The sequence below is a fragment of the Burkholderia sp. B21-005 genome (assembly GCF_020843965.1).
Lineage (GTDB): Bacteria > Pseudomonadota > Gammaproteobacteria > Burkholderiales > Burkholderiaceae > Burkholderia > Burkholderia ambifaria.
This window is the reverse complement of the sequence record NZ_CP086302.1, coordinates 2,791,371-2,815,488: the sequence shown is the minus strand read 5'-3', so window position 1 is coordinate 2,815,488 and position 24,118 is coordinate 2,791,371. Positions and strand designations below refer to the sequence as shown.

Sequence of the window (24,118 nt, the reverse complement as noted above, 5' to 3'; positions counted from 1 at the left end):
GCGCTAGTCCCCGGGCACTCATTGTCAACGATTTAGGCCGCTTGGCAGAGTGTCTGTTTGTGGCATCCGCCGGTCGCGATCTCCGGCAACTGGCCGAACGGCGAACTTCGAGCGGTCCCGTGCGGCCCGCTGGTAAACTCGGGCAGCGACTCATGCCCGACACAGCTTCGAAGCCTTCAAAAGGAATTGAAACGTGGAGAAATTGGCGACCGATCGAACCAAGGTCCTAGCTGGCCTACTCATTCTCCACGTCATCTTTGCGCTTGGGAGTCTGCTGGCGATCATCTCCTTCAGGCTGGTGCCCATATTAATCGCCAGCCTACTGACATTGGGCTACACCGTATTCCTTGGCCGCATCATGCGCAATAGCGATGCCGCACGTAAGATATCCAAGAGTTTCGGAGGCAAGGTGTATGTCGTCTGCATGCGAACCATCGTGGCATGCGGAATATTCGCGATCGTTGCGGTAAATTACCTTGCCATTTTCAGGCATCCCCATTGAACAAGAGCCCTGCCAGTGGCCGACTGAGGCGCGGCTCGCGCGACTCGCACACCCTTCAGGCGCGAGGTCGGCCCGGACAGTAGGAACAACCCAGATATTGTGATGCGCCATGCCAGTGAAGGCGCCGTCCAGCACATATATGACGGAAAAGCCGAGCGTGAGCCGGCACAGTAGCGGCTCGCCCGACAGGTGATAGCACCGCCAGCAGACGTAGGTGACGAACACACCTTCGAGCGTGGCGGCCGCGATCGCCAGCTCGTGAAAATCCGCCGTCGAAATTACAACTCAACCCCACACAGTGAGGAGAGGACGCTACTGCCCGCATAAGCGGGCAATCCGGCGCCGGGATGCGGCAATGAAGTCTGCGGGCAATGGGCGACCCTGTGCAGCTGCCATACGCGTATTCTCCTGCAGGTGCCATTTCGCATCGTCACACGTCTGCGATGGCTGAACTATTTGGTATGTCTGCCCAGTTTGCGGGTTCAGTGCCAGCGCGCCACGCTTGGTTTGGACGATAGGGTATGCCTGACCTGTCTGGGGGTCGATTGCGTACTGCTGCGCGTATACCAGACTTGCAACGAATGCAAGCGCCGCAACAACTCCGATTGACTTCATCACTGGCCTCCGAGGTTCATAGCACTTTTGAGCTGCTATTGCAATTGCTCGATTAACCACACCCGTCGACTGCCAAAATCGGCAACATCTCGTCACTACAATAATATTCATCGACCGAGTCCTGTTTTTGCACTCAAAATGCAGGGCAGTGCGCCGACGCACGATTTCACGCAATCGTCGGCAGCACATTATTGACATTCTTCCTGAATGCATCTGATGGCCGCGCGTACACCATTAACTGATGAAAAGCGTCTCGCCTTTCAATTTAATTCATCATTGATTGGTGTGCGTGCATATTGTGCCGCCGAAGCCTTGCACGCAATGCATTCCCCCGGCATTTGGATCGCCCGTCGCTGAACCTGTTTGAACCGCCTTTTTCAGTTCGGTGTTGCGTTTAATGCGGTAAGAAATTTCGCTAAATACTCGTTTTTCGAAATTGCCATTCGAAAATGCTTCTTCCGTTTGATATCTGTAGGGAAAAAGATTGGATCCATTTCCCATGCGCACTCGCATTGCGAATCTAGTGTTTACTTTGACGGTCGTCTTTCCGCCTTCCTGTGACGTCGCGAAAATATTAAATCTTGCGGCGCGGGCAGTTACCTGATCGGGAATCCCCATTACCGCACCGCGATACCCCTCGTCTGCGTCATTTGGAGAATAAGAAACACCGCTTATGGCTATTAGGCCGCTTACCTTTTCCAGTGTGGTGATCGGTAAATTTTGCTCTGCGATGCTATCGATTATGGCTGGCCATACCACGTCGAAAGGGGCGTCGAATGTTCGACTCTTTTCCACACGCATAGCAGTGGGAGCCTGGCCCTGCGTGACACAACCAAATAATCCGACTAGAGCGAGTGCTGCCAGAGCGGTCTTGATATTCATAGTTCACCCCGATTGCGTCATATATTGATTTTCCGTTCCTGCGCGTGGTGGAGACCTCGCGGGAGACCGGATTACTTGCTTCGGATACGCACCGAATAATTCGGCTTAGGGATGCCAAGCACGGATTGCGCCAACCCTGAAGATCTGAGGAACTGCTCAACGCATACGCGCGGATTCTTGTGCTCTCCGCATTTATTCGGTATGAATTGTTTCAGGCACGCAACGTCACCGCACGGAAAGCTTCGGGCGCATTGCAGAGCAAGTGATTGATTCGCCTAAATTTTTGTGATCTATGAAGCTTGCTCAGCCCAAGACAATGCCGTTCGACGATGTTGCATTTCCGTAACATTCCGCTTGGACATTTCCCGGAGAGCGTTCCAAAACGAGTCGCGAATGGAATTTGATGGCTGATTCAAGCTGCGCCATCTTCGCCAACCAACCGGCGGTTTTACTGGGCCGAGCCGACGTCCGACTGCCGAGATGACAGCATAGATGTCGCCTCCTGGCCGAGCGCCGCCAGTCTTCGCCGCGTTCGCCAGAAATCCACGATGAACCTGTTCTCATGGGCGATACGTATCGCTATCGGTCGAGCACGGCCGCCGCAAGCCTCGCGACCTGCAGCCGCGTATCCGCCGGCAGCGCATCTTCCATCATCCAGACAGCCGACAAGCCGGCCCATGCGAGGATCCACTGCAGCAGCCGGCGCCGGTCGATCCGCGCCACTTCGGCGACGAGCATGACGCGCCGCGCGAAGCGCGCGGGATCGACCGCGATGTTGTGCGTGGGATTGCAGAACAGGTTCGCGTAGTCGAACGCGCGATCGCCGCGCAAACCCTTCGGGTCGATCGCGAGCCAGCCGCGATCGCCGAAGTGCAGCACGTTGCCGTGATGGATGTCGCCGTGCAGCACCACTTCGTCGACAGATTGCACGGCCAGCAGCCGATGCGCCGTCGCGGCTGAACGGCGCAGCACGTCGTCGTCCGTATCGTGCGACAGCAGCGCGTAGAACCAGTCGTGCAGCGGCACGACCGCGGGCGGCGCCGGGGCGCGATGCGCATGCAGCCGCGCGACGGCAGCGCACGCGATCCGGATCGCATCGTCGTCGTGGCCCGCGGCGGACAGGCCGGCGAGCGTCGGCGCCGGCTGCGCGCGCTCGAGCAGCACCGCGTCGCTGTCGTGCAGCCACACGCGTGCGGCGCCGTCCCCGTTCCACCAGGTCATCAGCGCATTGCCGCGGCGCTCTTCGTCGCAAGTGGCGACTTTCAGCATCGCGGGCCGCGCGTGCCAGATGACGGGCAGCACGCCGCTACTCGCGGTCAGGATCGGGCCGCCGTCGGGAACGAGGTCCCACGGGCGCAGGTACGTGTCGAACATGCGGACGATGGTACAGGCGAACCGGCTCATCCGCAGCGGGGTTCGACCGGCACCGCCGCCGGCCTTGCGCATCCTTTCCTAAATAAAATTTAGCCAGCCAAACTTTGGCTAAAGAATGTTCCGGTATTCCGGCATCCCTTCGACAATGCGCGCCTTCCGTGACCGACGGGCGCCACACGAGCGCCTGCGGTCGCCGCATCGAAGAAGGAGCCCGCATGACCGACCACACCGCCAACACACCGCCGCCTCCGCCTCCTGCATCGCCGCGCCGCCGTGCATGGCGCATCCTCGCAGGCGCGCTGCTCGGCCTGACGCTCGCGTGCGCGGGCATCGGCGCATGGACGATCGACCGCATCTGGACGCAATTGCCGTCCGTCGAACATCTGGCCGCCTACCGTCCCGCGTTGCCGCTGCGGATTTTCTCGCGTGACGGCGAGCTGCTGGCCGAGTACGGCGTCGAGCGCCGCGAGTTCGTGCCGCTCGAGCGCATTCCGCCGCTGATGCGGCACGCGCTGCTCGCGGCTGAGGACGCGAAGTTCTATCAGCACGGCGCGATCGATGTCGGCGGCCTCGCGCGCGCGACGTTCGCGAACCTCGTGACGGGGCAGCCGGGGCAGGGCGGCAGCACGATCACGATGCAGGTCGCGCGCAACTTCTACCTGACGCGCGACAAGGTGCTGAGCCGCAAGCTCGCCGAGATCCTGATGGCGATCAAGCTCGAGCGCGAATACGGCAAGGACAAGCTGCTCGAGCTGTACATGAACCAGATCTATCTCGGCGAGCGCGCGTACGGTTTCGCGGCGGCCGCGAACGTCTATTTCGGCAAGCCGCTCGACGCGCTGAGCGCGGGCGAGGCGGCCGTGCTCGCCGGGCTGCCGAAGGCGCCGTCTGCGTTCAATCCGGTCGTCAATCCGGCACGCGCGACCGCGCGGCGCAACTACGTGCTCGGCCGCATGCATGCGCTCGGCGAGCTCGACGATGCGACCTATCGCGAGGCGGTCGCCGCGCCGATCGCGCTCGCGACCACGCCGCCGCCCGGCATCATCGCGGCGCCGTACGTCGCGGAGCGCGCGCGCCGGATGATGGTCGAGCGCTTTCACGACGATGCTTACACGCTCGGCCTCGACGTGACCACGACGATCTCGATGGGCGATCAGCGCGCGGCCGAAGCCGCACTCGCGCGCACGCTGCGCCGCCAGCCCGGCAAGCGCGAGGCGCGCAACGGGCTCGAGGGCGCGCTCGTATCGCTGGATACGGCGACGGGCGACATGCTGGCGCTCGTCGGCGGCGCGGATTTCAACGGCAACGTGTTCGACCACGCATTGCAGGCGTATCGCCAACCGGGTTCGAGCTTCAAGCCGTTCGTCTATTCGGCGGCGCTGGAGAAGGGCTATTTTCCCGGCGTGCTGGTCGACGATACGCAGCGCACGCTCACGCATGCGGAAACCGGTGCGCGGCCGTGGCGTCCGCGCAATTTCGGCAACCGCTACGAGGGCTTCATTCCGGTGCGGCGCGGGCTCGTGCGCTCGAAGAACCTCGTCGCGGTCAACCTGATGCAGGCCGCCGACGCGCGCTACGTGCAGCAGCACGCGGTGGGCTTCGGTTTCGACGCGCAGCGCAATCCGGCGTCGCTGCCGCTCGCGCTCGGCGCGGGCGCCGTGACGCCGCTCGAACTCGCGAGCGCGTACGGCGTGTTCGCGAACGGCGGGATGCGGATGGTGCCGCGGCTGATCCTGTCGGTGAAGCAGCGTCATGGCGGCGCGCTGTACGACGCGCCGGCGCCGGACGGCACGCGCGTCGTGTCTGCGCGCAATGCGTTCGTGATGGACAGCATGCTGCGCGACGTCGTGCGGGCCGGCACCGCGCGCGGCGCGCTCGCGCTGCGCCGCGACGACGCGGCCGGCAAGACCGGCACGTCGAACGGCTCGAAGGACGTGTGGTTCGCGGGCTATTCGTCGGGCATCGTCGCGGTCGCGTGGCTCGGCTACGACACCCCGCGGCCGATGGGGCGCGCGACCGGCGCGACGCTCGCGCTGCCGGTCTGGCTCGACTACATGAAGACGGCGGTTGCCGGGCGTACGCCGGTCGACGCCACGCCGCCGCAGGACCTCGCGCTCGTCGACGGCGATTTCGTGTACGCCGAATACACGCGCGGCACCTGCACCGCCGACGTGCCGCCGTACATCCGCAGCCGCTTCGCGTGCGGCGGCGCGCCGGCATCCGATGCGCCGGACGCGCCCGGCAAGCGCGACGAGCCGATGCCCGCGGCCGTCGATGCGGCCGAGCGCGAACGCGTGCTCGACCTGTTCCGTACCGAGGACTGAGGCGCGCGATGCATACGCTTTATCTGATTGCGATCGTCGCGGAAGCGATGTCGGGCGCGCTGATGGGGATGCGCCGCGGGATGGACCGCTTCGGGCTCGCGCTCGTCGGCGCGGTGACCGCGCTCGGCGGCGGCACCGTGCGCGACGTGCTGCTCGGCCACTATCCGCTCGGCTGGATTGCTCATCCCGAGTACCTCGTGATCACGCTCGCCGCGGCGACCGTCGCGTCGTGGGCCGCGCGGCACGTCGCGCGCATGAAGGCGCTGTTCGTCACCGTCGACGCGATCGGCCTCGCGGCGTTCACGATCATCGGCTGCGACATCGGCGCATCGACGGGCACCGCGCCGATCATCGTCGTGCTGGCCGGTGCAATTACCGGCGTGTGCGGCGGGATGCTGCGCGACCTGCTGTGCAACGAGATGCCGCTGATTTTGCGCGAGGAGCTGTATGCGAGCGTCGCGTTCTTCACGGGCACGCTGTATGTCGGGATGCAGCATTTCGGCATCGATGCGGGCTTCGCGACGGTGGTCGCGCTGGCGGCCGGATTCTCGATGCGGATGCTTGCCGTGCGGCTCGGATGGAAGATGCGGACCTTCGGCGCGGCGGACGTCGGGCATTGAGCGACAGGGCGGCCAGCGACCGCACGGCACGCAGCGTGCTTTACGCCGGCACCATGACGGGCGGCGACCCGTCTCCGGTTTCCACCATCTTCACCGCGAATCCGTAGCACTGCGCGATATGGGCGGGTGTCATCACGTCACGCGGTGCGCCATGCGCGACGATCGTCCCGTCGGCGAGCAGTGCGATCGTATCCGCGTGCCGCGCGGCGAGATTTGGATCGTGCACGATCGCGAGCACGCCGAGTTGCCATTCGCGCGCGACCGCGCGCACGGTATCGAGCAGCCGGTGCTGATGCGCGAGGTCGAGCGCGGCGGTCGGCTCGTCGAGCAGCAGGTAGCGCGGGCCGCTGTCCGTCGCATCGTCGTCCGGCCACAGCTGCGCGAGCACGCGCGCGAACTGCACGCGGGCAAGTTCGCCTCCGGACAAGGTCGTGACGTCGCGACCGACGAGCGCATCGGCGCCCGCGCGTTCGAGCGCCTGCCACGCGATGTCGCGATCGCGGTGTGATGTAGCGCCGCCGCGCCGCGCATGCGGATAGCGGCCGAGCAACACGATTTCGTCGACGCTGAACGGAAACGCCGGCTGCGCGGCCTGCGGCAGCACCGCGCGCAGGCACGCGAGACGCGGCGCGTCGATGCGCGCAAGTGGTTCGCCGTTCAGCGTGATGTCGCCGGTCACACGCACGCCGTTCGGCGCGATACTGCCGGTCAGTTCGCCGGCGAAGGTTTTCAGCAGCGTGCTCTTGCCCGCGCCGTTGCGGCCGAGCAGCGCGGTCACGCGGCCGGGTTCGATCGACAGCGACAGGTCGCGCAGAATGACGTTGTGTCGGCGGGCGACGTCGAGGCGGTGGGCAGTCAGCATGATCGTCGTGAAGAAAGGATTACCCGCCGAGCGCACCGCGGTTCTTCCACAGCAGCACGAGGAAGAGCGGCGCGCCGAGCAGCGCAGTCAGCACGCCGAGCGGAATTTCTGCGGGCGCGGCAATCGTGCGCGCGGCAAGATCGGCGGCGAGCGTCAGCAATGCGCCGAGCAATGCGGCGCCGGGCAGCACGACGCGCTGGTCGGGGCCGCACGCGAGGCGCACGCAATGCGGCGCGACGAGCCCGATGAAGCCGATGATGCCCGCGCACGATACGAGTGCACCGACCGCGAGCGCGACCGCTACGAGCACGCGCCGCTTGAGCCGTTGCACGGGTACCCCGAGATGCAGCGCTTCGGTTTCGCCGAGCTGCAGCGCATTCAGCGCATCGCGTTCGCGCGCGAGCAGCACGCAGCCGATTGCGACGCACGGCGTGACAGCCGCCAGCGCGGACCATTGCGCGCCGCCGAGGCTGCCGAGGCTCCAGAACGTCAGCGAGCGCAACTGCGCATCGTCGGCGACGAACGTGAGCAGCCCGATCGCCGCGCCGACCAGCGCGTTGATCGCGATGCCGGCGAGCAGCAGCAGCGGCAGCGCGAGCCGGCCGCGCGACGCGGCGAGCCGGTAGACGAGCGCCGCGACGGCAAGCGCGCCCGCGAACGCGGCGACGGGCAGCACGGCGGCGCTCGCGTGCGCGGCGAACAGCGCGGGGCCGAGGACGATCGTCGTCGTCGCGCCGAGCGCCGCGCCGCTCGACACGCCGACGAGGCCCGGATCGGCGAGCGGATTGCGGAACAGCGCCTGCATAGCGGCGCCGGCTGCACCGAAGCCGCCGCCGACCAGCAGCGCGAGCACGACGCGCGGCGCGCGGATGTCGAACAGCACCGCGCGCGCCTGCTGCGCGGCTGCATCGCCGGTCAGCGCGGCCCATGCTTCCGCGAGCGGAATGCGATAGGCGCCGACGCACAGCGCGACGACGGACATCGCGCACACGAGACAAGCGAGCGCGGCCAGCGCGAACGGCGCGAAGCGGCGCGACGTGCCGACGCGCGCGGCGCCGGAGCGCGAGGTGGGCGAGGTGGGTGACCGCGCGGGGAAAGGCGAAGCATGAACGGGCATCGGGACGATCCGGAATCAGGCGAGCGCATCCGACAGGCGTCGGTGCAGGGTCGTGACGGCGAGCGGCAGGCGCGGGCCGAAGCCGAGCAGGAACAGCGCATCGAGCGACACGACGCGCTGTGCGCGGCCGGCCGGCGTCGCGCCGAAGCCGGGCGCGGCAAGCAGCGCGGCGCGGCCGCCGACCGCCGCGAGCCCTTCGTCGGAGATCAGCACGATGTCGGGTGCGGCGGCGGCGAGCGCTTCGCTCGTCAGCGGCTTGTAGCGATCGAAGCCCTGCATGGCATTGCGCGCGCCCGCGTAGCGGATCATCGCGTCGGCGGCCGTGCGCTGGCCGGCGGCGAGCGCCTGGGTGCCGGTATGGTTCAGCACGAACAGCACGCGCGGCGGCTGCGCGCCGCCGGGCACGCGCGCAGAGACTGCATCGCGCGCGGCCTGCCAGTCGCGATCGAAGCGTTGCAGCAGCGCGCTGCCCGCATCGCGCACGTCAAGCGCCTGCGCGACGCCGGTGATCTTCGCGCGCACCGAGTCGACGTCGTGGCGCTCGTCGAACGTCGTCACCGCGACGCCCGCGCTTTTCACCTGCGCGATCGCGGTGGGCGGGCCGGCTTCCGCCGACGCGAGCACGAGATCGGGGCGCAGCGACAGCAGCCCCTCGGCCGACAGCGCGCGCTGATAGCCGACCTTCGGCAGGTGCTTCGCGGCGTCCGGGTACGTGCAGGTCGTGTCGGCGCCGACGAGCCGGTAGCCGCGCGCGTCGGCGCCGCCGAGCGCGAATGCGGTTTCCGCGAGCGCGCCGCCGATCACGACGACGCGCTTCTGCGCGGCCTGCGGCAGCGCGCGGCCGGGCAGCGCGCCCGCGAGCGCGCCGGCAACCGCGCTCGCGAGCACGACGCGACGTCGCGGCAAGAAGGCTCGCGCGCTCACCGCGCGTCCCCGCGTGCCGCCGACGGCAGCGTCGCGACGAGCGTGCGCCAGTCGTCGCGTTCGACCTTGCCCGGCTTGCGCTCGCCGAACAGCAGCGCGACGTGATCGCCCTGCCGGTCGAACAGCTCGAGCGACGTGACGATGCCGTCGCTCGTCGGCTTCTTCACGACCCAGGCGGCGGCGATCAGGCGCTCGCGCACGTGCAGGTTGAAGCCCGGGTCGAGCACGTTGATCCACGAGCCGACCTCGCGCACGTTCGCGACGGGGCCCGTGTGGATCTGGATCATTCCCGCGTTGCCGACGAACACCATGATCGGCTGACCGCTCAGCGTGGCCCGTTCGAGCACGTGACGCAGCGCGCGCGCCGTTTCGACCGGATACGCGTAGTGCGGATCGGCGAGGCGCAGCGCCTGCATGCGGCTCACGCCGAAACGCTGCGTGATGCCGAAGAACTGGTGCGTGTCGGTCATCGCGTCCCACGCGGCGCGAAAACCTGCGACGTCGATCTCGGTGTCGGCGCGCTCGGGCGTTTTCGGCACGGCGGGTACGACGTCGAGCCCCGGCTCCTGCGTCGCCGCGCGCCAACGTTCGACGAACGCGTCGTACGCCGCGTGATCGCTGTGCGCGCGCAGGTAGACCTTGTGAATCGCGTGACCTTGCGCGTCGAAGAACTGCAGGCTCTTCAGCGGACCGTGCGCGGTCTGGTCGCGCACCGCGAACGCCGACGCCCAGTGACGGTAGAAGATGCGCAGGTCGATGTCGCCGAGCGCGAGTCCGACCGGGCCGTCGTGGCTCATCTGCGCATATTCGCCGTCCTTCTCGTGGACGGCCGTGTCGTTGCGCGTGAGCGCCATCACGCGGCCGAGGCGCGGCATTTCCTCGAACATCGCCGGAAAACGCGCGTCGAGCCGCACCACGTGCTCGCCGACGAACGCGGCGAGCGCCTCGCCTTCGCTGACGCCGAGCGCCTGTGCGACGTCGCGGTTGCGCAGCTGGCGCTCGGTCTTGAGCTTGACGAACGCATCGCGCAATGCGGCGACCGCGCGGGCCGGCGTGGCCGGCTGACCGGGAAGGGTGGAATGCATCATGTCGGACTCCTTCAAGTAACGGTTGGGTAGGAACGCGCGGTGGCGCGCTTCAGAAATCCACCTTCATGCTGACGGCGACGGTGCGTCCGGACGACGTGTACGCGTCGAGCACCTGCGCATCGGACGCGAGGCCGCGCACGTCCGACCAGTTCCAGTACTTGCGGTCGAACAGGTTGCGAATGCCGATGGTGGCGCTCACGTGCTTGTTGAAGCGGTAGCCGCCGCGCAGGTCGACGACGAATGACGACGGCGGCGCGAAGCACGACGTTCTGGCCCCCGGGCACGCGCCTGCCGGGATGTCCTTGTCGCGCTTCGCGGCCTGGAACAGCAGGTCGGTCTGCACGAACCAGCGCTCGCCCGGTTCGTAGCGCACACCGAACACGGCTGAGAACGGAGTGACCGTATCGAGCGGCTGACTGGCCGCGCCGTTGTTCTGCGTCGAGCCCTTCGTGAACGCCATCGCCGTCTTCAGCGTGATGCCGTTCGGCATCGCCCATTCGGCGCGGCCTTCGAGGCCGTGGATGCGCGCGTCGGCGAAGTTCACGTACTGGAACACGAACGGGTCGGCCGGCCGGCCGCTGCCCGCGATCGTCGTGCGCGAGATGAAGTTGCGGTAGCGGCCGGTGAACGCGGCCGCGCTGTAGCGCACGACGCCGTAGCCGGTGCCGGCCTTGCCGCGCAGGCCCGCTTCGAACGTGTCGCTGGTCTCCGGCTTCAGGTTCGGGTTGCCGATCGATGTGTAGCCGTACACCGGGTTCGAGAAGCTGCTGTTCACCTGGTCGGGCGTCGGCGCGCGGAAGCCGTGCGCGTACTGCACGTACGGAATGGCCGCGGGTGTGATTTCGTAGAGCACGGTGACGCGCGGCGACAGTTCGTTCGCGCTCGTCGACACGGCCTTGCCGGTGAACAGCGGATCGTTTTCGGTCGGGCTCAGCCGGTACGTATCGAAGCGCAGGCCCGGCGTGACGAGCAGGCGGCCGTAGCCGATCCGGTCCTGCACGAACGCGCCGAACAGCGTGTAGTCGGTGTCGGGAAATGCCTTGTTCGGGAATGCTTCGCCGACACCGGGCACCGTGCCGTCGCGCAGGTTCGTCACGCGCGACAGGCTGCCGTCGACGCCATACAGCAGCTTGTGCGCGAACGGGCCGGTCGCGAAGCCGCTTTCGGCGAACGCGGAGCCGCCGAACGTGCGCTCCTTGTACTGGTTGTCCCGCGAACGCGAAGGCGTCCTGCCACGCGTCTCGAACGCGTACTGGTCCTGCTTCGCGTCCTGGTAGTAGAACTGCACGTGCGCGGTCTGGAACCAGCGGAACGCATCGTCGCGGAAGTCGTAGTCGACGCTGAAGCGGTTGCGCTCGAGCCGGTCGTTCGTCGTGAGGCCGAGCGTGGTCGGCGGGTTGATCGCGGACAGCACGTCGGTGCTCACGCGCCGCTGCACCGTCTCGGCGGTGAACTTGATCGTGTCGCGCGTGGTGGGCGTCAGCGTCAGCTTGCCGAGCAGCGATTCCGAATAGACGTCCTGCGGGTTCGACGTCGTGCGCAGCGTGCTCGCCGAATTGTTGTTGCCGCGCGTGTCGACTTCGTGGCCGCGCCGGCCGTCGGCGATGATCATCCCCTGCACGCGGTCGTTGCCGCCCGCGGCCGACACCGTCGCGCCGATGCTGCGATCGGCCGAGTCGTAGCTCGGCCGGAACGAGAAGTAGGTGGGCTTGCCGTAGATCGACAGCAGGTCGCGCGGATCCTTCGTGATGAAGTTCACCGCGCCGGTCAGCCCGTCGCTGCCGTACAGCGCCGATGCCGGCCCGCGCAGGATCTCGATGCGCTTGAGCGTGTCGAGATCCGCGTAGTCGCCGCGCCCGGCTTCGAGCGGCCCGAACGAGAACGCGTTCGGCAGGCGGATGCCGTCTTCCATCAGCAGCACGCGATTGCCTTCGAGGCCGCGGATGTTGATGCTCGAATCGCCGTCGCGGCCGCCGCCGAGCGCGGCGCTGCCGGGGCGATACGCGGTGCGACGCACCGTGACGCCCGGCTCGTAGCGCAGCGCGTCCTTGATGTTGGTGGCCTGCTGTTCCTCGAGATCGTCGTCGGTGATTACCGACACGGACGCGGCCGTGCGGCTTTCGGCGGTGGCGGTACGGGTGGCCGTGACGGTGACGGGGTCGAGCAGCGCCGCATCGCCGCGCGTGGATGCGGCGACGCGGGCGACAGGTGGCGGGTTGGCGCCTTGCGGCGACGAATCGGCGGAATCGGCGTAAGCGGGGGCGGCGGACAGGCCGAACACGCCGAACAGCGCGGCACAAATCGGCCGCCGCGCCAGCGGATAGCAATGCACAGGTGGTCTCCCATTGACGATAACGAGCCCGAAGGCTGGCTGGGTGACGCGTTCACCTGGCTGGCCCGTTCGCGCGCGACAGGCGGCGAACGGCGAATTGAAAGGAACGAATGATTCTGTCAGTGTAAATGAGAATCATTATCAATACAAGAACGGAAAACGGCGAGTGCGGACACGCGCCGTCGGCGCGGGTCGGGCGAGCCGCGCGGGGATAAATTCGGGAAAGACGGCCGGCTCTAGGCCAGCGCTTCGATGCGAATCAGCAGGTTGCGCGCATGCGCAATGAACGCATCGTGCGTCGCGCGATCGCCGTGGCCTTCGAAGCCGGTTTGTTCGGCGAACGCGAGCTGTTCGGCGTAGAGGTCGACGAGTGCGCGGCGTGTGTCGGGCGGCAGCGTGCGAATCATCGAGACGAGCAGCAACTCCTGCGCGCGCAGCATGCCGGACAGCGATTGGGGGTTCATGCCCACCTCCTCGAACGATGCGGCGGCGTGCCGCTCATTTCATAGTAGGTGGTGGGCGCGCGCAGCGGAAATCAGCCGGCGGCCGTCGCAGCGCGTGCATCGCGCACGATCTGCGCAACGCGCTCGACGAACTCGGGGTCGACGCTCGACAGCGCTTCGCGCTTGCCGTCGGGCATCTCGACCATCAGCCGGTACGTGATGTCCTGCGTGGTCCAGGCGAGATAGCCGACGACGGCGAGCATCACGCCGACGACCAGCGCGCCGCTCGATCCGCCGATGCCGCCGGCAATGGCGGCGGCCACGCCGATCAGCGAGATCAGCCACGGCACGAGGCGATTCTTCGGGATCTTGACGACGTCGACGTTGCGGATGTCACGCAGCGGAAAGACTTGCCCGGCGGCCGACAGGCCGTTGCGCGTGATCGTCACGCCGCGTTCGTTGAATGCGTTTTCCATCGTGTGTTGCGTGGACGAAAACGCGCAGCGTAGCAGACTTCGTTGCCGCGTCAAACGAGACCGAGTGCCGCACGATGCGTGCGGGCCGGTTGCGACGCGGGCAGCGACGCGCGTAGAGAGGGAATCAGAACTGCAGGCGGCCGTCGCCGTACAGGCGGCCCGGCACGTGCGACGCGACGACCTCGGCGATCTCTTCGTCGGTCGATTCGGCCGGCACGATCTGGCGCCGCGCGGGCGCGTCGAGATGCATCGTCCATTCGACGAGCCGGTACGGGCGGCCCCACGGGCGCTGCATTTCCACCGACACGCGGCAACTCTGGACCGGTAGCGAATGCTGGCGCGTCAGAATCGCGTGCAGATGGCAGTAAACGGTATCTTCGATCATCTTGGCCTCCGATCCTGTCTTGTGGGCAGTTGATGGCGGTGCCGTAGCGGGTCTCAAAAAAAAAGCCGCCGATGCTCAGGCGGCCAACAGGGGGGGTGGAAGCATCCTCTCAGCCCAGAATTAAGCGAAACTTAAAAGCCCATAAAAAAGCGCCCCGCTTGGAGCGGGGCGCTTCTTGCCGTCGTGATCCGCGAGTTAAGCGGATGCTTTAGAACTTGTGACGGATACCGACGCGAGCGGCCAGCTGGTTCGACGCACCCGTGCCCGACGTGTTGAAGTAGCTCGTGCTCGAGCCGATCTGCGCTTGCACGTTGTTGCCCGACGCCTTCTGGTAGACCACCAGGCCGTACACGTCCGTACGCTTGCTGAGCGCGTAGTCCAGCCCCAGGTTGCCCTGGTTCCAGTGTGCCGAGCCGCCGTTTTGCGTGGCGTTCGTGTACGTATAGCCCGCTGCTGCCGACAGGGCCGGCGTGAACGCGTACTTCAGGCCAGCTTCGTATGCGTTGTAGAACGTGCCCGATGCGCCGGCCGCGACCGGGGTGAACTGCGTGCGCGTCCACAGGGCCCATGCCGTTGCCGGGCCGAAGATGTAGCGGCCGCCGACGCCGTACGTGCGCAGGTCGCGGATGTTACCCGTGCTGATGTTCGCGATCGTCGTCGAGAATGCCGGCGACGACTGGCTCGGGAAGCGGATGTCCGTGTAAGCCGCGCCGAGTGCGAACGGGCCGTTCGCGTAGTTCACGCCGAAGCTGTATGCACGCGACGAGCCGCCCGTGTTCGTGGTGCCCGTGCCCGCGGTGCCAGCGAAGTCGGTCGAGTTCGAGAAGCCGTACAACGCGCCGAACGTGAAGCCGGCGTAGTTCGCGCTCTGGAACTTCACTGCGTTGTTGATGCGGCTCGACGTGAGCTGGTCGACGTCGTTCACGTGGTACGCGTAGTTGCCCGCGACCGTGTTGCCGCCCGTCGAGTAGTTCGAACCGAGGATGTCGGTCGAGAACGAGTACTGACGACCCAGCGTCACCGTGCCGAATTGCGACTGGCTCAGGCCGACGTAAGCCTGGCGGCCGAAGATCGCGCCACCCTGGCCGATCGAGCCGTTGCCGCTGTTGAAGCCGTTTTCGAGCACGAAGATCGCCTTCAGGCCGCCACCGAGATCTTCGGTGCCACGCAGGCCCCAACGGCTGCCCTGGGCCACGCCGTCGTCGTACTTGAACAGCTTGCCGCTGCCGCCGTTTGCGGTCTTGCTGTGGTTCACATAGCTGATACCGGCGTCGATCACGCCGTACAGGGTCACGCTGCTTTGCGCGTGTGCCGTGCCGGCCGTTGCTGCGAGGATGGCGATGGTCAACAGTTTCTTGTTCAAAGGATTCTCCGAGCGAATGAATGGCGTGTCCAGTTGCGGTTCCGGCGCTCTCTGCGGGCGCTTTCACGGACCGGCGGCAACTTTATCGGCGGGCCACGTAATGAATATGACAGCGACTGTCATATGACCAATGTGTGGTGCCGATGCGACACTGGATTCTGCCCGGTTGTACAGCAGGGAGTTATACCGATTCCGCCTGAGATTCCATCGGGATCCGGAATATGCACATGAAATAAGCTTGGTTGGTGCTGTTCCGGCCCCGTGCCACGATGCGCGCTTCAACAACCACACGGGACAAGAGGACACCATGCGACGTTCGATCCTGACCGGCCTCGGCGCGCTTGCCGCCGCGCTGGCCTTTGCCGCGCCCGGCGCGCACGCCGACCCGCAGACGCTGAAGATCGGCACGATGAGCGGCCCCGACGCGCAGATCTGGACCGAGGTGACGAAAGTCGCCGCACGCGAAGGCCTCGCGATCAAGGTCATCGAATTCAACGATTACGTGCAGCCGAACGCGGCGCTCGACGCGGGCGACCTCGATGCGAACGGCTTTCAGCACCAGCCGTTTCTCGACAGCCAGATCAAGCAGCGCGGCTACCGGATCGTCAATGTCGGGCTGACCTACACGGCGCCGATGGGCTTCTATTCGAAGAAGCTCAAGTCGCTGAAGGACTTGCCGGCCGGCGCGAAGGTCGGGATCCAGAACGATCCGTCGAACGGCAACCGCGCGCTGCTGTTGCTGCAGAAATACGGGGTGATCAAGCTGAAGGCGGGCGCCGGCACGAACGGCGTGAACGCGACGCCGCTCGACGTCGCGGAGAATCCGAAGAAGATCAGGATCGTCGAGCTCGACGCCGCGCAACTGCCGCGCGCGCTGCCCGACCTCGATGTCGCGTCGATCAACACCGACTACGCGGTGAAGGCCGGGCTCACGCCGGCGAAGGATGCGATCGCGATCGAGGATCTGCGCGGGCCGTACGCGAACCTGATCGCGGTGCGCGCGCAGGACAAGGACAAGCCGTGGGTGAAGAAGCTCGTCGCGGCCTATGAGTCGGACGACGTGCGCAAGTTCATCGACCAGAAGTTCGGCGGCGCGATCGTGCCGGCGTTCTGAACGCCGACGCGAGCAAGCCGCGGCCCGGCTGCTGCGCCGGGCCTCCCGCCAGGCCGAAAAGCACATCGCCCGCGCAAGCGGGCGATGTCGTTGGCGCGCGCCGCGAGGCGGCGCGCGGGCTCGCGGCCCAGGCCGCTCAGGCCGACAGCAGCGACCCGGTGCGGATCGGCGTCGCGCCGGCGATGCGCGCGACTTCCATCCCGGCCGTCGCGAAGCGCACGATCTGGCGCGCGTACAGCACGCCCGACACGCTGCTCTTCAGCGTGATCACGCGATCGGTCAGCGGATCGACGATGTCGGCCACTTCCTGGCCGGCCTCGATCCACGCGCCGACCGGCGTGCGGAACACGATCACGCCCGACACCGGCGCGACGAGCGGATCGGTGCCCGCGAGCGGCGTGGCCGGATGCGAGAGCGGCGGCAGCGGCGCGGGCGTGCCGTCGATGACGCCGCGTTCCGTCAGGTATTCGACGATCCCCTGCGCGTCCTTCTCGGCGAATTCGTACGACACGTCGCGCTCGCTGCGCAGTTCGACCGTGACGGAAATCGCGCCGTTCGGGATCGGGAAGCGATCGCCGAAGCGGTTGCGCAGATCCGACCAGCAGAAGCTGTGGATCTCGTCGAACGGATTGCCGACCGAATTCAGTGCGAGCAGCGACGCCTGCGCATCCAGATAGCGCGCCAGCGGCTCGACGTCTTCCCACAGATCGGGGTTCGTGTAGAGGTGCAGCACCGCGTCGCTGTCGCAATGCAGGTCGAGCACGATGTCGGCGTCGAACGACAGCTTCTGCAGCGCGAGGCGCTGCGAGTCCAGCTCGGTGCGCGGCTTCTGCTCGTCGAGCGCCTCGCGCATCGCGGCGCGTACCGCGGCGAGGTTGCGCTGCGCGTCGTTCGTCAGGCGGCCTTCGATGCGCGGCAGCACGAGCGCCGCGAGATCGTAGAAATTGCGGTTGAAGTTCTGCATCGAGCCGAGCTCGAAGCGGCCGAGGTGATCGCCGAACACGTGCTGCGACAGGCCGATCGGGTTCGGCACCGGGACGATGACCACTTCGCCGCGCAGCTTGCCGGCCGTCTCGAGCGCGGCGATCTTGCGGCGCAGCAACGCGGCGACCAGCATGCCGGGCAGTTCGTCCGCGTGCAGCGACGACTGGATGTAGACCTTCTTGCCGCCGCGCGGGCCGTAGTGGAAGCTCGTGATCTGGCGCTCGGTGCCGACGGCGGGGGAAATCAGCGGATGGGTCTGCGTTTGCATGATGAGGGGAGGGCGGCGCAGCCGCGAGTGATCCGTATGCGTGGAAGATCGATTGTACGTTGCCTTCCGCGAACCTATCAAACCACGCGCCCGGCGCGTCGTTTCCCTTTGCGAATCAGCGGGTTGGCGCGTAAAAAAATAACGGTCCGGCGGCCCTGCGCGCCCGCGTTGTCCGCAGCGTTTGATCGCACGCGCGCAAAAAAAACGGGCCCCTTGCGGAGCCCGTCTGCGCGGATGAGAAGCGCGCTTTTACGCGGTATTACTTGCCGTACACGTCGAAATCGAAGTACTTCTTCGCGATCTTCTGGTACGTGCCGTCCTTGCGCATGCCGGTGATCGCGCCGTCGATCTTCGCCTTCAGGTCGGTGTCTTCCTTGCGCAGGCCGATACCCGCGCCGTTGCCGAGCGTCTTCGGATCGTCGATGTCCTTGCCGGCGAAATCGAAGTTCGCGCCGCGCGGCGTCTTCAGGAAGCCGATCTCGGCCTGCACCGCGTCCTGCAGCGCGCCGTCCAGACGGCCCGCGATCAGGTCGGCGTAGACCTGGTCCTGGTTCTGGTAAGGCACGACGTTCACGCCCTTCGCGGCCCAGTACGTCTTCGCATAGGTTTCCTGGATCGTGCCCTGCTCGACGCCGACCGACTTGCCCTTCAGCGATTCGGCGGTCGGCATCAGGCCCGAGCCCTTCTTCGTGACGAGGCGCGTCGGCGTGTTGAACAGCTTCTCGGAGAACGCGATCTGTTCCTGGCGCGCCGGCGTCATCGACATCGACGACAGGACGCCGTCGAACTTGCGTGCCTTCAGTGCCGGGATCATCCCGTCGAAGTCGTTTTCGATCCACACGCACTTCGCGTTCATGCGGCGGCAGATCTCGTTGCCGAGATCGACGTCGAAACCGACCACCTTGCCGCTCGCGTCTTTCGATTCGAAAGGCGGGTAGCTTGCGTCGACGCCGAAGCGCACGGTCGTCCAGTCCTTCGCGTATGCAGTGCCGGCCGAAACGGCGAGCACGGCCACGGTCACAGCCGCAAGAATCTTTTTCACTCGGTCACTCCTCGTTTTGTTCGATGGGTGCGCGGTTGTGCCGCGCCGTAAGCCTTCGGTCCGGCGCGGTTTCGCATCGGACTGTCCGTTTCGCCTGCCCGATGCGGGCGCGCGACGTGCGCAAGATTATCAAGACAAAATACCCGGAGGGCGCCTAGGACAAGCCCCGATACCGGACCCGACGCCCGCGCATGCGGCGCGCGACCGTTTCAGACCAAGGAACGGTTCAACCGAGCGTTTCGTTGACCGCGCGCTGCAGGCAACTGACGAATTCCGAGACGGCGGGCGTCGGCAGCAGGTCGCGGCGCGCGATGATCGACAGGTCGAAGCGCGGCATGCTTTCGTCGAGCTCGGCCGTGCGGATGCCGAGCGGCGCCACCATTGCGGCCAGCGGGCGCGTGAAACAGCCGATCACGTCGGAGCGCGCGACCAGCCCGAGCGTCACCGCGAACGACATCGGCGAGCGCAGCAGGCGCTTCGGCAGCGGCAGCCCGCGCGCGTCGAACATCGCGCTCATCACGCTGTGCGGGAACTGCTCGGCGCCGACCGTGACGATCCACTCGGCGTCGAGCAATTCCTCTAACCGGCGCGCGTGCGCGAGCGGGTGGCCTTCGCGCATCACGACGGTGAATTCGGTCGACAGCAGCGGCACCTGCGTGAAATCGCGGTCGAGCGCGGGCACATGGTGCATCGCAGCGATGTCGAGCGTGCCGTTGCGCAGCTGCGCGAGCGCGTCGGGCACCGTCACTTCCTCGAGATGCAGGCTGACGTTCGGCATCGACTGGCGGAATGCGGTGACCGCGTGCGGCAGCGCGGTCAGTGCGATCGACGGCATCGTGCCGACCGCGACGCGCCCGGACATTTCCCCTTTCACCTGCTCGACGGCCTCGACGGTGCGGCGCATGTCGCCGAGCAACTGCTCGGCACGCGGCAGCAGCGCTTGGCCGCACGCGGTCAGCTCGACGCCGCGCACGCTGCGCACGAGCAGTTCCGCGTTCAGCGCCGTTTCGAGTTCGCGGATCGTATGCGTGATCGCGGGCTGCGTGACGCCGAGCTCGCGCGCGGCGGCGCGCAGGCTCTTGTGATGCGCGGCGGAGACGAACGCGTGGAGCTGCGCGGTGTTCAGGTGGTTGCGGATGCGGGTCATCGAGCGGGTCCGGTTGGCGCGAAAGGGGGCGGCGTCAGGTCGCGTTCCTGATGAACGTCACGCGCCGGCGCGCGCGCGGAACGCCTGCCGATAGCGCTGCGGCGACGTGCCGACGATGCGGGCGAAGCGCTCGCGAAACGCGGTGACCGAACCGAACCCGGCTTCCGTCGCCACGTGCTCGATCGACAGCTCCGTCATCTCCAGCAACTGCTGCGCATGCCTGACGCGTGCGGTCTGCAGCCATTGCCGCGGCGACGTGCCCGTGTGCGCCTGAAAGCGCCGCGTCAGCGTGCGCACGCTCGTCGATGCCTGGCGGGCCATCGCGTCGAGCGTCAGCGGCTTGCGCAGGTTCGCCTGCAGCCAGTCCATCAGGCCCTGCAGCCCGTCGCTGCCGGCCGGCCATTCGGGCGCGATGAACTGCGCCTGCCCGCCTTCGCGCACGCGCGGCGCCACCGCGCAGCGCGCGGCATCGACGGCGACCGCCGCGCCGTAGTCGGCCTGGATCATGTGCAGGCACAGATCGAGGCCGGCCGCGGCGCCTGCCGACGTCAGGATCTGCCCGTTGTCGACGAACAGCACGTTCGGGTCGACCTCGACGTTCGGGTAGCGGCGCGCGAGTTCGGCGGCCGCGAGCCAGTGCGTCGTCGCGCGCAGGCCGTCGAGCAGCCCGGCTTCCGCGAGCACGAACGCGCCGCTGCAGATCGACGCGATCCGGCAACCGCGCGCGGCGGCCGCGCGCAGTGCCGCGATCGCGCGGCGCGACGTGGGCGCGAGCGGCACGGACGTGCCGGGGACGACGATCGTGTCGGCATCGGCAAGCGCGTCGAGACGAAACGGCGGGCGCAGTTCGAACAGATCGCCCGCGACGCGCGGATGCTCGCTGCACACGCGCACGCGGTATGCCTGCGCGACGTCGGGCGAGCGCACGCGCGCGAACGTGTCGCATGCCACGCCCAGATCGAACGGGACGACATCGGGCAAAGCGAGCACGGCGAGCGTATGCATGGCGTTCGCGGCCCGTGGCCAGAATCCGTTGAAAGATGTCATTCTAGCCAATGGCTCGAACCCGCGCCACGCGCGACAATCGCGGCGGACCAACCTGGAGGCCTGTCGATGAAACAAGACGATCGCAACGCGTTGCGCAACCTGCAATACCTGTCGTTGCTGGAAGCGACCACGCTCGTCGTGCTGGTATGCGTGGCCGTGCCGCTCAAGCATCTGGCCGGGTATCCGGTCGCGGTATCGGTCATGGGCCCGGTTCACGGCATCGCGTTCGCGATGTACGTGTGGGCGGTCGTCGGCACCGCGTCGACCGGGCTGTGGAGCAAGGGCGAGGTCGCGCGGCTCGTGCTGTCGGCCGTCGTGCCGTTTGCGGGGCTGGCGAGCGCCGGATGGATCGCGCGCAGGAGGCATGCGCAATGATCTACCTGGTGCTGAAGGCCGTGCATGTCGCCGCCGTCGTCACGTTCGTCGGCGGGCTGCTGATGCTGTCCGTCGGCGTTCGTATCGCCAACCTGGCCGTGCATCGTGCGGTGCGGCGCTGGGATCGTACGGTGACGGCACCCGCGCTCGCGCTCGTCTGGATCACGGGGATCGCGATCGCGCTGAACGGTCACTGGTTCGGCGCCGCGTGGCTGTCGGTGAAACTGGTCGTCGTCACCGCGCTGTCGGCGCTGCACGGGATTCTGGCCGGCACGCTGCGGCGCATGGAGCGCGACGATCTCGTCGTCGCGCCCGCGCGATGGCTCGGGCAGGCGGCGGGCGCGGTCGTGGTCGCCGCGGGGATCGTCGTCGGGCTGGTCGTGATCAAGCCGTTCTGACGCGTCGGGTCTACGCCAGCGCCATCTCGACCGCCGCCAGCGTGCGCCGCCGGATCCAGCCGCTCCCCAGCCGGATCGCGAGCCAGTAGGGCAGGAACAGCAGCCGCGTGCGCGCGCTCGGACAATGCACGAAGGTTTCGGTGCGCAGCAGGCGCATGCCGGAGCGCAGTCCGATCACCTCGAAGCGCAGCACCAGCTTGGCGTCGTGCGGATCGTCGTGCCGCACGAAGGCCGCGGCGTCGGCGATCGTTCGCACGTCGGGCGTCGGGTGCCAGAAGCGCCCGACGAGGCCGAGCGACAGCGGAAGTCGACGAAAGCGGTTCTACCCAGTCCTGTTCGTCGTGCGGATCGAAAGACAGCACGACGCGGCCGAAAGGTATCGCGGGACTGCGAATGAGAGAGTGGGCCTGTAGTGAATGTGGTGTCGAGCATGATCGAGATATCAACGCTGCGCTGAACATTCTCCGATGCGGACGTGCATCGCCAGGTGTGGGAATCACCTGCCTTTAGGCGGGTGAGGACGTCAAGACGGTTCCGGAGGACAAAGCGCGATCGTAGCACCGCGTGCGGATTCGTGAACGGACGCGACGCATGCCGCCCCGTGCCGGCCGAGCGGGGCGCCGGAGCCCCGTGGCTCACCCGCAAAAAAAACCTGGAAACATGTGTTTCCAGGCCGGGAGACCATCAACGACGATGGTGGGAGGAGACGGTGTCGTCCCGCTGCGCGCCGCCCTTTTCGCAAGCGACGTCGCGCATGAGCCGCGCTCAGATCGCCCAGCCGCCGAGATAGAACGTGACGAGCACGGCCGCGATGAGCACGGTGCCGACGTTGAGCTTGCGGAATTCGCCGCTGGCGATGCGGCCGATCACGAGCGTCGAGAAGCCGAGCATGATGCCCGTCACGATGTTCGCGGTCAGCACGATGAACACCGCGCACACGAGGCCCGACATCGCGTCGACCATGTCGTCCATGTGCAGCTTGCTCACGCTCCCGAGCATCAGCAGGCCGACGTACATCAGCGCGGGTGCGGTGGCGTACGACGGCACGAGGCCCGCGAGCGGCGAGAAGAACATCACGACCAGGAACAGCAGGCCGACCACGGCGGCCGCGAGGCCCGTCTTCGCGCCGGCGGCCACGCCCACGCTCGACTCGATGTAGGCCGCGGCCGGCGCACCGCCGAGGAAGCCGGAGAAGATCGAGCTGAGCGAATCGGCGGTCAGCGCGCGGCCGCCGTTGATGATGCGGCCGTTCTCGTCGAGCTGGCCCGCCTGGCCGGCGACCGCGCGGATCGTGCCGGTCGCGTCGAACACGGCGGTCATCACGAGTGCCAGCACGCTCGGCAGCACGGCCATCGACAACGCGCCCTTGATGTCCATCGCGCCGATCAGCGAGGCGTGGCCCGGCGCGCTCAGCGACGGCAGCGCAAAGACGCCGCGGTATTTCACGGTCGGGTCGAACACGAGGCCGATCAGCGAGATCGCGACCACGACGAGCAGGATGCCGCCCGGCACGCGGCGCTTCTCGAGCCCGAAGATCGCGGCGAGGCCGACGACCGACATGATCACCGGAAACGCGGTGATCTGGCCGAGCGAGACCGGCAGGCCGGCGCCCGGGTTCTTGATCACGAGGCCGACGTCGTTCGACGCGATCAGCAGCAGGAACAGGCCGATGCCGATCCCGGTGCCGTGCGCGACGCCCGCGGGCAGGTTGCGCAGGATCCACGAGCGCACGCCGGTGACCGAGATGCCCGTGAACACGAGGCCCATCAGGAACACGGCGCCGAGCGCGACGGTCGGGGGCAGGCCCTTGCCGAGCACGAGACCGAACGCGGTGAACGCCGTCAGCGAAATCGCGCAGCCGATCGCGATCGGCAGCTTCGCCCACAGGCCCATCAGCAGCGAACCGAAGGCGGTGGTGAGACAGACCGCGACGAATACCGCGCTGGTGTCGAAGCCGGCCTTGCCGAACATCCCGGGCACGACGAACACGGAATAGACCATCGCGAGGAAGGTGGTCACGCCCGCGACGATTTCGCGACGCTGCGTGCTGCCGCGCGACGAAATGTCGAAGTACCGGTCGATGACTCCCTTGGTGCCGAAGTTCGTTTCTTCCGCACCGACGCCGACCGTCGGCTGCACCGGGGTATCACTCATGAGCTTGCTCCTTTATCAGCATGCTGAAACGGCCTGTAGCGGACCGTCGTCAGGGTGTCTCGTATCTGGTTGAAATTGTCGGCAACGTCGTGGGGACGCATGACGCGTGAGCCGTGTCGTCGTACGCGCTTCGAAGCGAGCGCGAGTGTGTCGCGTCGTACGACGCGTGGTGTGGTCGACCCCGTCACGTGTGCTTTGCCGTAGCGAAGGTTAGGCGAACGGCCCATCACGTCCCATTGGGGGAAGAGCATGCAGCGCATGTCGCAGCGCTTATATCGGCGT

Annotated in this window: 22 protein-coding genes and 3 pseudogenes; 7 read left to right on the top strand and 18 right to left on the bottom strand. The window is 66.9% G+C overall.

Annotated elements, in window-relative coordinates:
- The first annotated feature begins 193 nt into the window (after positions 1-193).
- Positions 194-502: a hypothetical protein gene (locus tag LMA02_RS29095; RefSeq protein ID WP_228908536.1), complete on the top strand. Its 309-nt coding sequence runs from the start codon at positions 194-196 to the stop codon at positions 500-502.
- Positions 503-558: 56 nt separating this feature from the next.
- Here the strand turns inward: LMA02_RS29095 and LMA02_RS29090 are convergent.
- The 3 genes and pseudogenes from LMA02_RS29090 to LMA02_RS29080 all read right to left on the bottom strand — a co-directional run.
- Positions 559-766 (bottom strand): annotated as a pseudogene (locus tag LMA02_RS29090) (GGDEF domain-containing protein); the annotation flags it as partial.
- A gap of 624 nt (positions 767-1,390) precedes the next feature.
- Entirely contained in the window at positions 1,391-1,999 is a 609-nt protein-coding gene (locus tag LMA02_RS29085; protein ID WP_228908535.1) for a hypothetical protein, read from the bottom strand.
- Positions 2,000-2,578: 579 nt separating this feature from the next.
- Positions 2,579-3,373: an aminoglycoside phosphotransferase family protein gene (locus LMA02_RS29080; RefSeq protein WP_228908534.1), complete on the bottom strand. Its 795-nt coding sequence runs from the start codon at positions 3,371-3,373 to the stop codon at positions 2,579-2,581.
- 215 nt (positions 3,374-3,588) lie between these two features.
- Here LMA02_RS29080 and LMA02_RS29075 point away from each other — a divergent pair, with 215 nt between their 5' ends.
- On the top strand, positions 3,589-5,697 hold the full coding sequence (locus LMA02_RS29075; protein WP_228908533.1) for a penicillin-binding protein 1A: 2,109 nt from the start codon (positions 3,589-3,591) through the stop codon (positions 5,695-5,697).
- 8 nt (positions 5,698-5,705) lie between these two features.
- Positions 5,706-6,317, top strand: a complete 612-nt coding sequence (locus LMA02_RS29070) for a trimeric intracellular cation channel family protein (protein ID WP_228908532.1) — start codon at positions 5,706-5,708, stop codon at positions 6,315-6,317.
- Positions 6,318-6,357: 40 nt separating this feature from the next.
- On the opposite strand, the gene LMA02_RS29065 is transcribed toward LMA02_RS29070, so the two are convergent.
- The 9 genes from LMA02_RS29065 to LMA02_RS29025 form a co-directional block, all read right to left on the bottom strand.
- A complete protein-coding gene (locus LMA02_RS29065) occupies positions 6,358-7,179 on the bottom strand; it encodes a heme ABC transporter ATP-binding protein (protein WP_228908531.1) in 822 nt (273 codons plus the stop codon).
- A 19-nt stretch (positions 7,180-7,198) separates the two neighbouring features.
- Positions 7,199-8,296, bottom strand: a complete 1,098-nt coding sequence (locus LMA02_RS29060) for a FecCD family ABC transporter permease (protein ID WP_228908530.1) — start codon at positions 8,294-8,296, stop codon at positions 7,199-7,201.
- 15 nt (positions 8,297-8,311) lie between these two features.
- On the bottom strand, positions 8,312-9,220 hold the full coding sequence (locus LMA02_RS29055; RefSeq protein ID WP_228908529.1) for a heme/hemin ABC transporter substrate-binding protein: 909 nt from the start codon (positions 9,218-9,220) through the stop codon (positions 8,312-8,314).
- The gene (locus LMA02_RS29050; RefSeq protein WP_228908528.1) at positions 9,217-10,308 is read right to left on the bottom strand and encodes a hemin-degrading factor; all 1,092 of its coding nucleotides are present in this window, start codon (positions 10,306-10,308) and stop codon (positions 9,217-9,219) included. The genes LMA02_RS29055 and LMA02_RS29050 overlap by 4 nt, the downstream gene beginning before the upstream one ends.
- 49 nt (positions 10,309-10,357) lie before the next feature.
- Complete coding sequence (locus LMA02_RS29045) at positions 10,358-12,640, bottom strand: TonB-dependent hemoglobin/transferrin/lactoferrin family receptor (protein ID WP_228908527.1); 2,283 nt, start codon at positions 12,638-12,640, stop codon at positions 10,358-10,360.
- 236 nt (positions 12,641-12,876) lie between these two features.
- Complete coding sequence (locus tag LMA02_RS29040) at positions 12,877-13,104, bottom strand: hypothetical protein (protein WP_006754285.1); 228 nt, start codon at positions 13,102-13,104, stop codon at positions 12,877-12,879.
- Between the two features lie 71 nt (positions 13,105-13,175).
- The gene (locus LMA02_RS29035; RefSeq protein ID WP_228908526.1) at positions 13,176-13,559 is read right to left on the bottom strand and encodes a DUF6232 family protein; all 384 of its coding nucleotides are present in this window, start codon (positions 13,557-13,559) and stop codon (positions 13,176-13,178) included.
- A 124-nt stretch (positions 13,560-13,683) separates the two neighbouring features.
- The gene (locus LMA02_RS29030) at positions 13,684-13,944 is read right to left on the bottom strand and encodes a DUF2866 domain-containing protein (protein WP_228908525.1); all 261 of its coding nucleotides are present in this window, start codon (positions 13,942-13,944) and stop codon (positions 13,684-13,686) included.
- A gap of 208 nt (positions 13,945-14,152) precedes the next feature.
- Positions 14,153-15,307, bottom strand: a complete 1,155-nt coding sequence (locus LMA02_RS29025) for a porin (RefSeq protein WP_228908524.1) — start codon at positions 15,305-15,307, stop codon at positions 14,153-14,155.
- Between the two features lie 307 nt (positions 15,308-15,614).
- On the opposite strand from LMA02_RS29025, the gene LMA02_RS29020 reads away from it, so the two are divergent.
- Positions 15,615-16,421 carry a MetQ/NlpA family ABC transporter substrate-binding protein gene (locus LMA02_RS29020; RefSeq protein WP_228908523.1) on the top strand — a complete coding sequence of 269 codons (807 nt, stop codon included), beginning with the start codon at positions 15,615-15,617 and terminating at the stop codon, positions 16,419-16,421.
- 136 nt (positions 16,422-16,557) lie between these two features.
- On the opposite strand, the gene LMA02_RS29015 is transcribed toward LMA02_RS29020, so the two are convergent.
- The 4 genes from LMA02_RS29015 to LMA02_RS29000 all read right to left on the bottom strand — a co-directional run bounded on the left by LMA02_RS29015 (position 16,558) and on the right by LMA02_RS29000 (position 20,867).
- The gene (locus LMA02_RS29015; protein ID WP_006754280.1) at positions 16,558-17,673 is read right to left on the bottom strand and encodes a succinylglutamate desuccinylase/aspartoacylase family protein; all 1,116 of its coding nucleotides are present in this window, start codon (positions 17,671-17,673) and stop codon (positions 16,558-16,560) included.
- 259 nt (positions 17,674-17,932) lie between these two features.
- The gene (locus tag LMA02_RS29010; RefSeq protein WP_228908522.1) at positions 17,933-18,715 is read right to left on the bottom strand and encodes an ABC transporter substrate-binding protein; all 783 of its coding nucleotides are present in this window, start codon (positions 18,713-18,715) and stop codon (positions 17,933-17,935) included.
- A gap of 226 nt (positions 18,716-18,941) precedes the next feature.
- A complete protein-coding gene (locus LMA02_RS29005) occupies positions 18,942-19,862 on the bottom strand; it encodes a LysR family transcriptional regulator (RefSeq protein ID WP_228908521.1) in 921 nt (306 codons plus the stop codon).
- A 57-nt stretch (positions 19,863-19,919) separates the two neighbouring features.
- A complete protein-coding gene (locus tag LMA02_RS29000) occupies positions 19,920-20,867 on the bottom strand; it encodes a GlxA family transcriptional regulator (RefSeq protein ID WP_228908520.1) in 948 nt (315 codons plus the stop codon).
- Positions 20,868-20,975: 108 nt separating this feature from the next.
- Here LMA02_RS29000 and LMA02_RS28995 point away from each other — a divergent pair, with 108 nt between their 5' ends.
- Positions 20,976-21,284, top strand: coding sequence for a DUF3817 domain-containing protein (locus LMA02_RS28995; protein ID WP_228908519.1), 309 nt, complete (start codon positions 20,976-20,978; stop codon positions 21,282-21,284).
- On the top strand, positions 21,281-21,682 hold the full coding sequence (locus LMA02_RS28990; RefSeq protein WP_228908518.1) for a CopD family protein: 402 nt from the start codon (positions 21,281-21,283) through the stop codon (positions 21,680-21,682). Before LMA02_RS28995 ends, LMA02_RS28990 begins: the two co-directional genes overlap by 4 nt.
- Positions 21,683-21,692: 10 nt before the next feature.
- On the opposite strand, the pseudogene LMA02_RS28985 reads toward LMA02_RS28990, so the two are convergent.
- A pseudogene (locus LMA02_RS28985) lies at positions 21,693-21,983 on the bottom strand (hypothetical protein); the annotation flags it as partial.
- On the opposite strand from LMA02_RS28985, the pseudogene LMA02_RS28980 reads away from it, so the two are divergent.
- A pseudogene (locus LMA02_RS28980) lies at positions 21,980-22,192 on the top strand (zinc ribbon domain-containing protein); the annotation flags it as partial. The pseudogenes LMA02_RS28985 and LMA02_RS28980 overlap by 4 nt on opposite strands.
- A gap of 255 nt (positions 22,193-22,447) precedes the next feature.
- On the opposite strand, the gene LMA02_RS28975 reads toward LMA02_RS28980, so the two are convergent.
- Complete coding sequence (locus tag LMA02_RS28975; protein ID WP_228908517.1) at positions 22,448-23,836, bottom strand: NCS2 family permease; 1,389 nt, start codon at positions 23,834-23,836, stop codon at positions 22,448-22,450.
- Positions 23,837-24,118 lie beyond the last annotated feature (282 nt).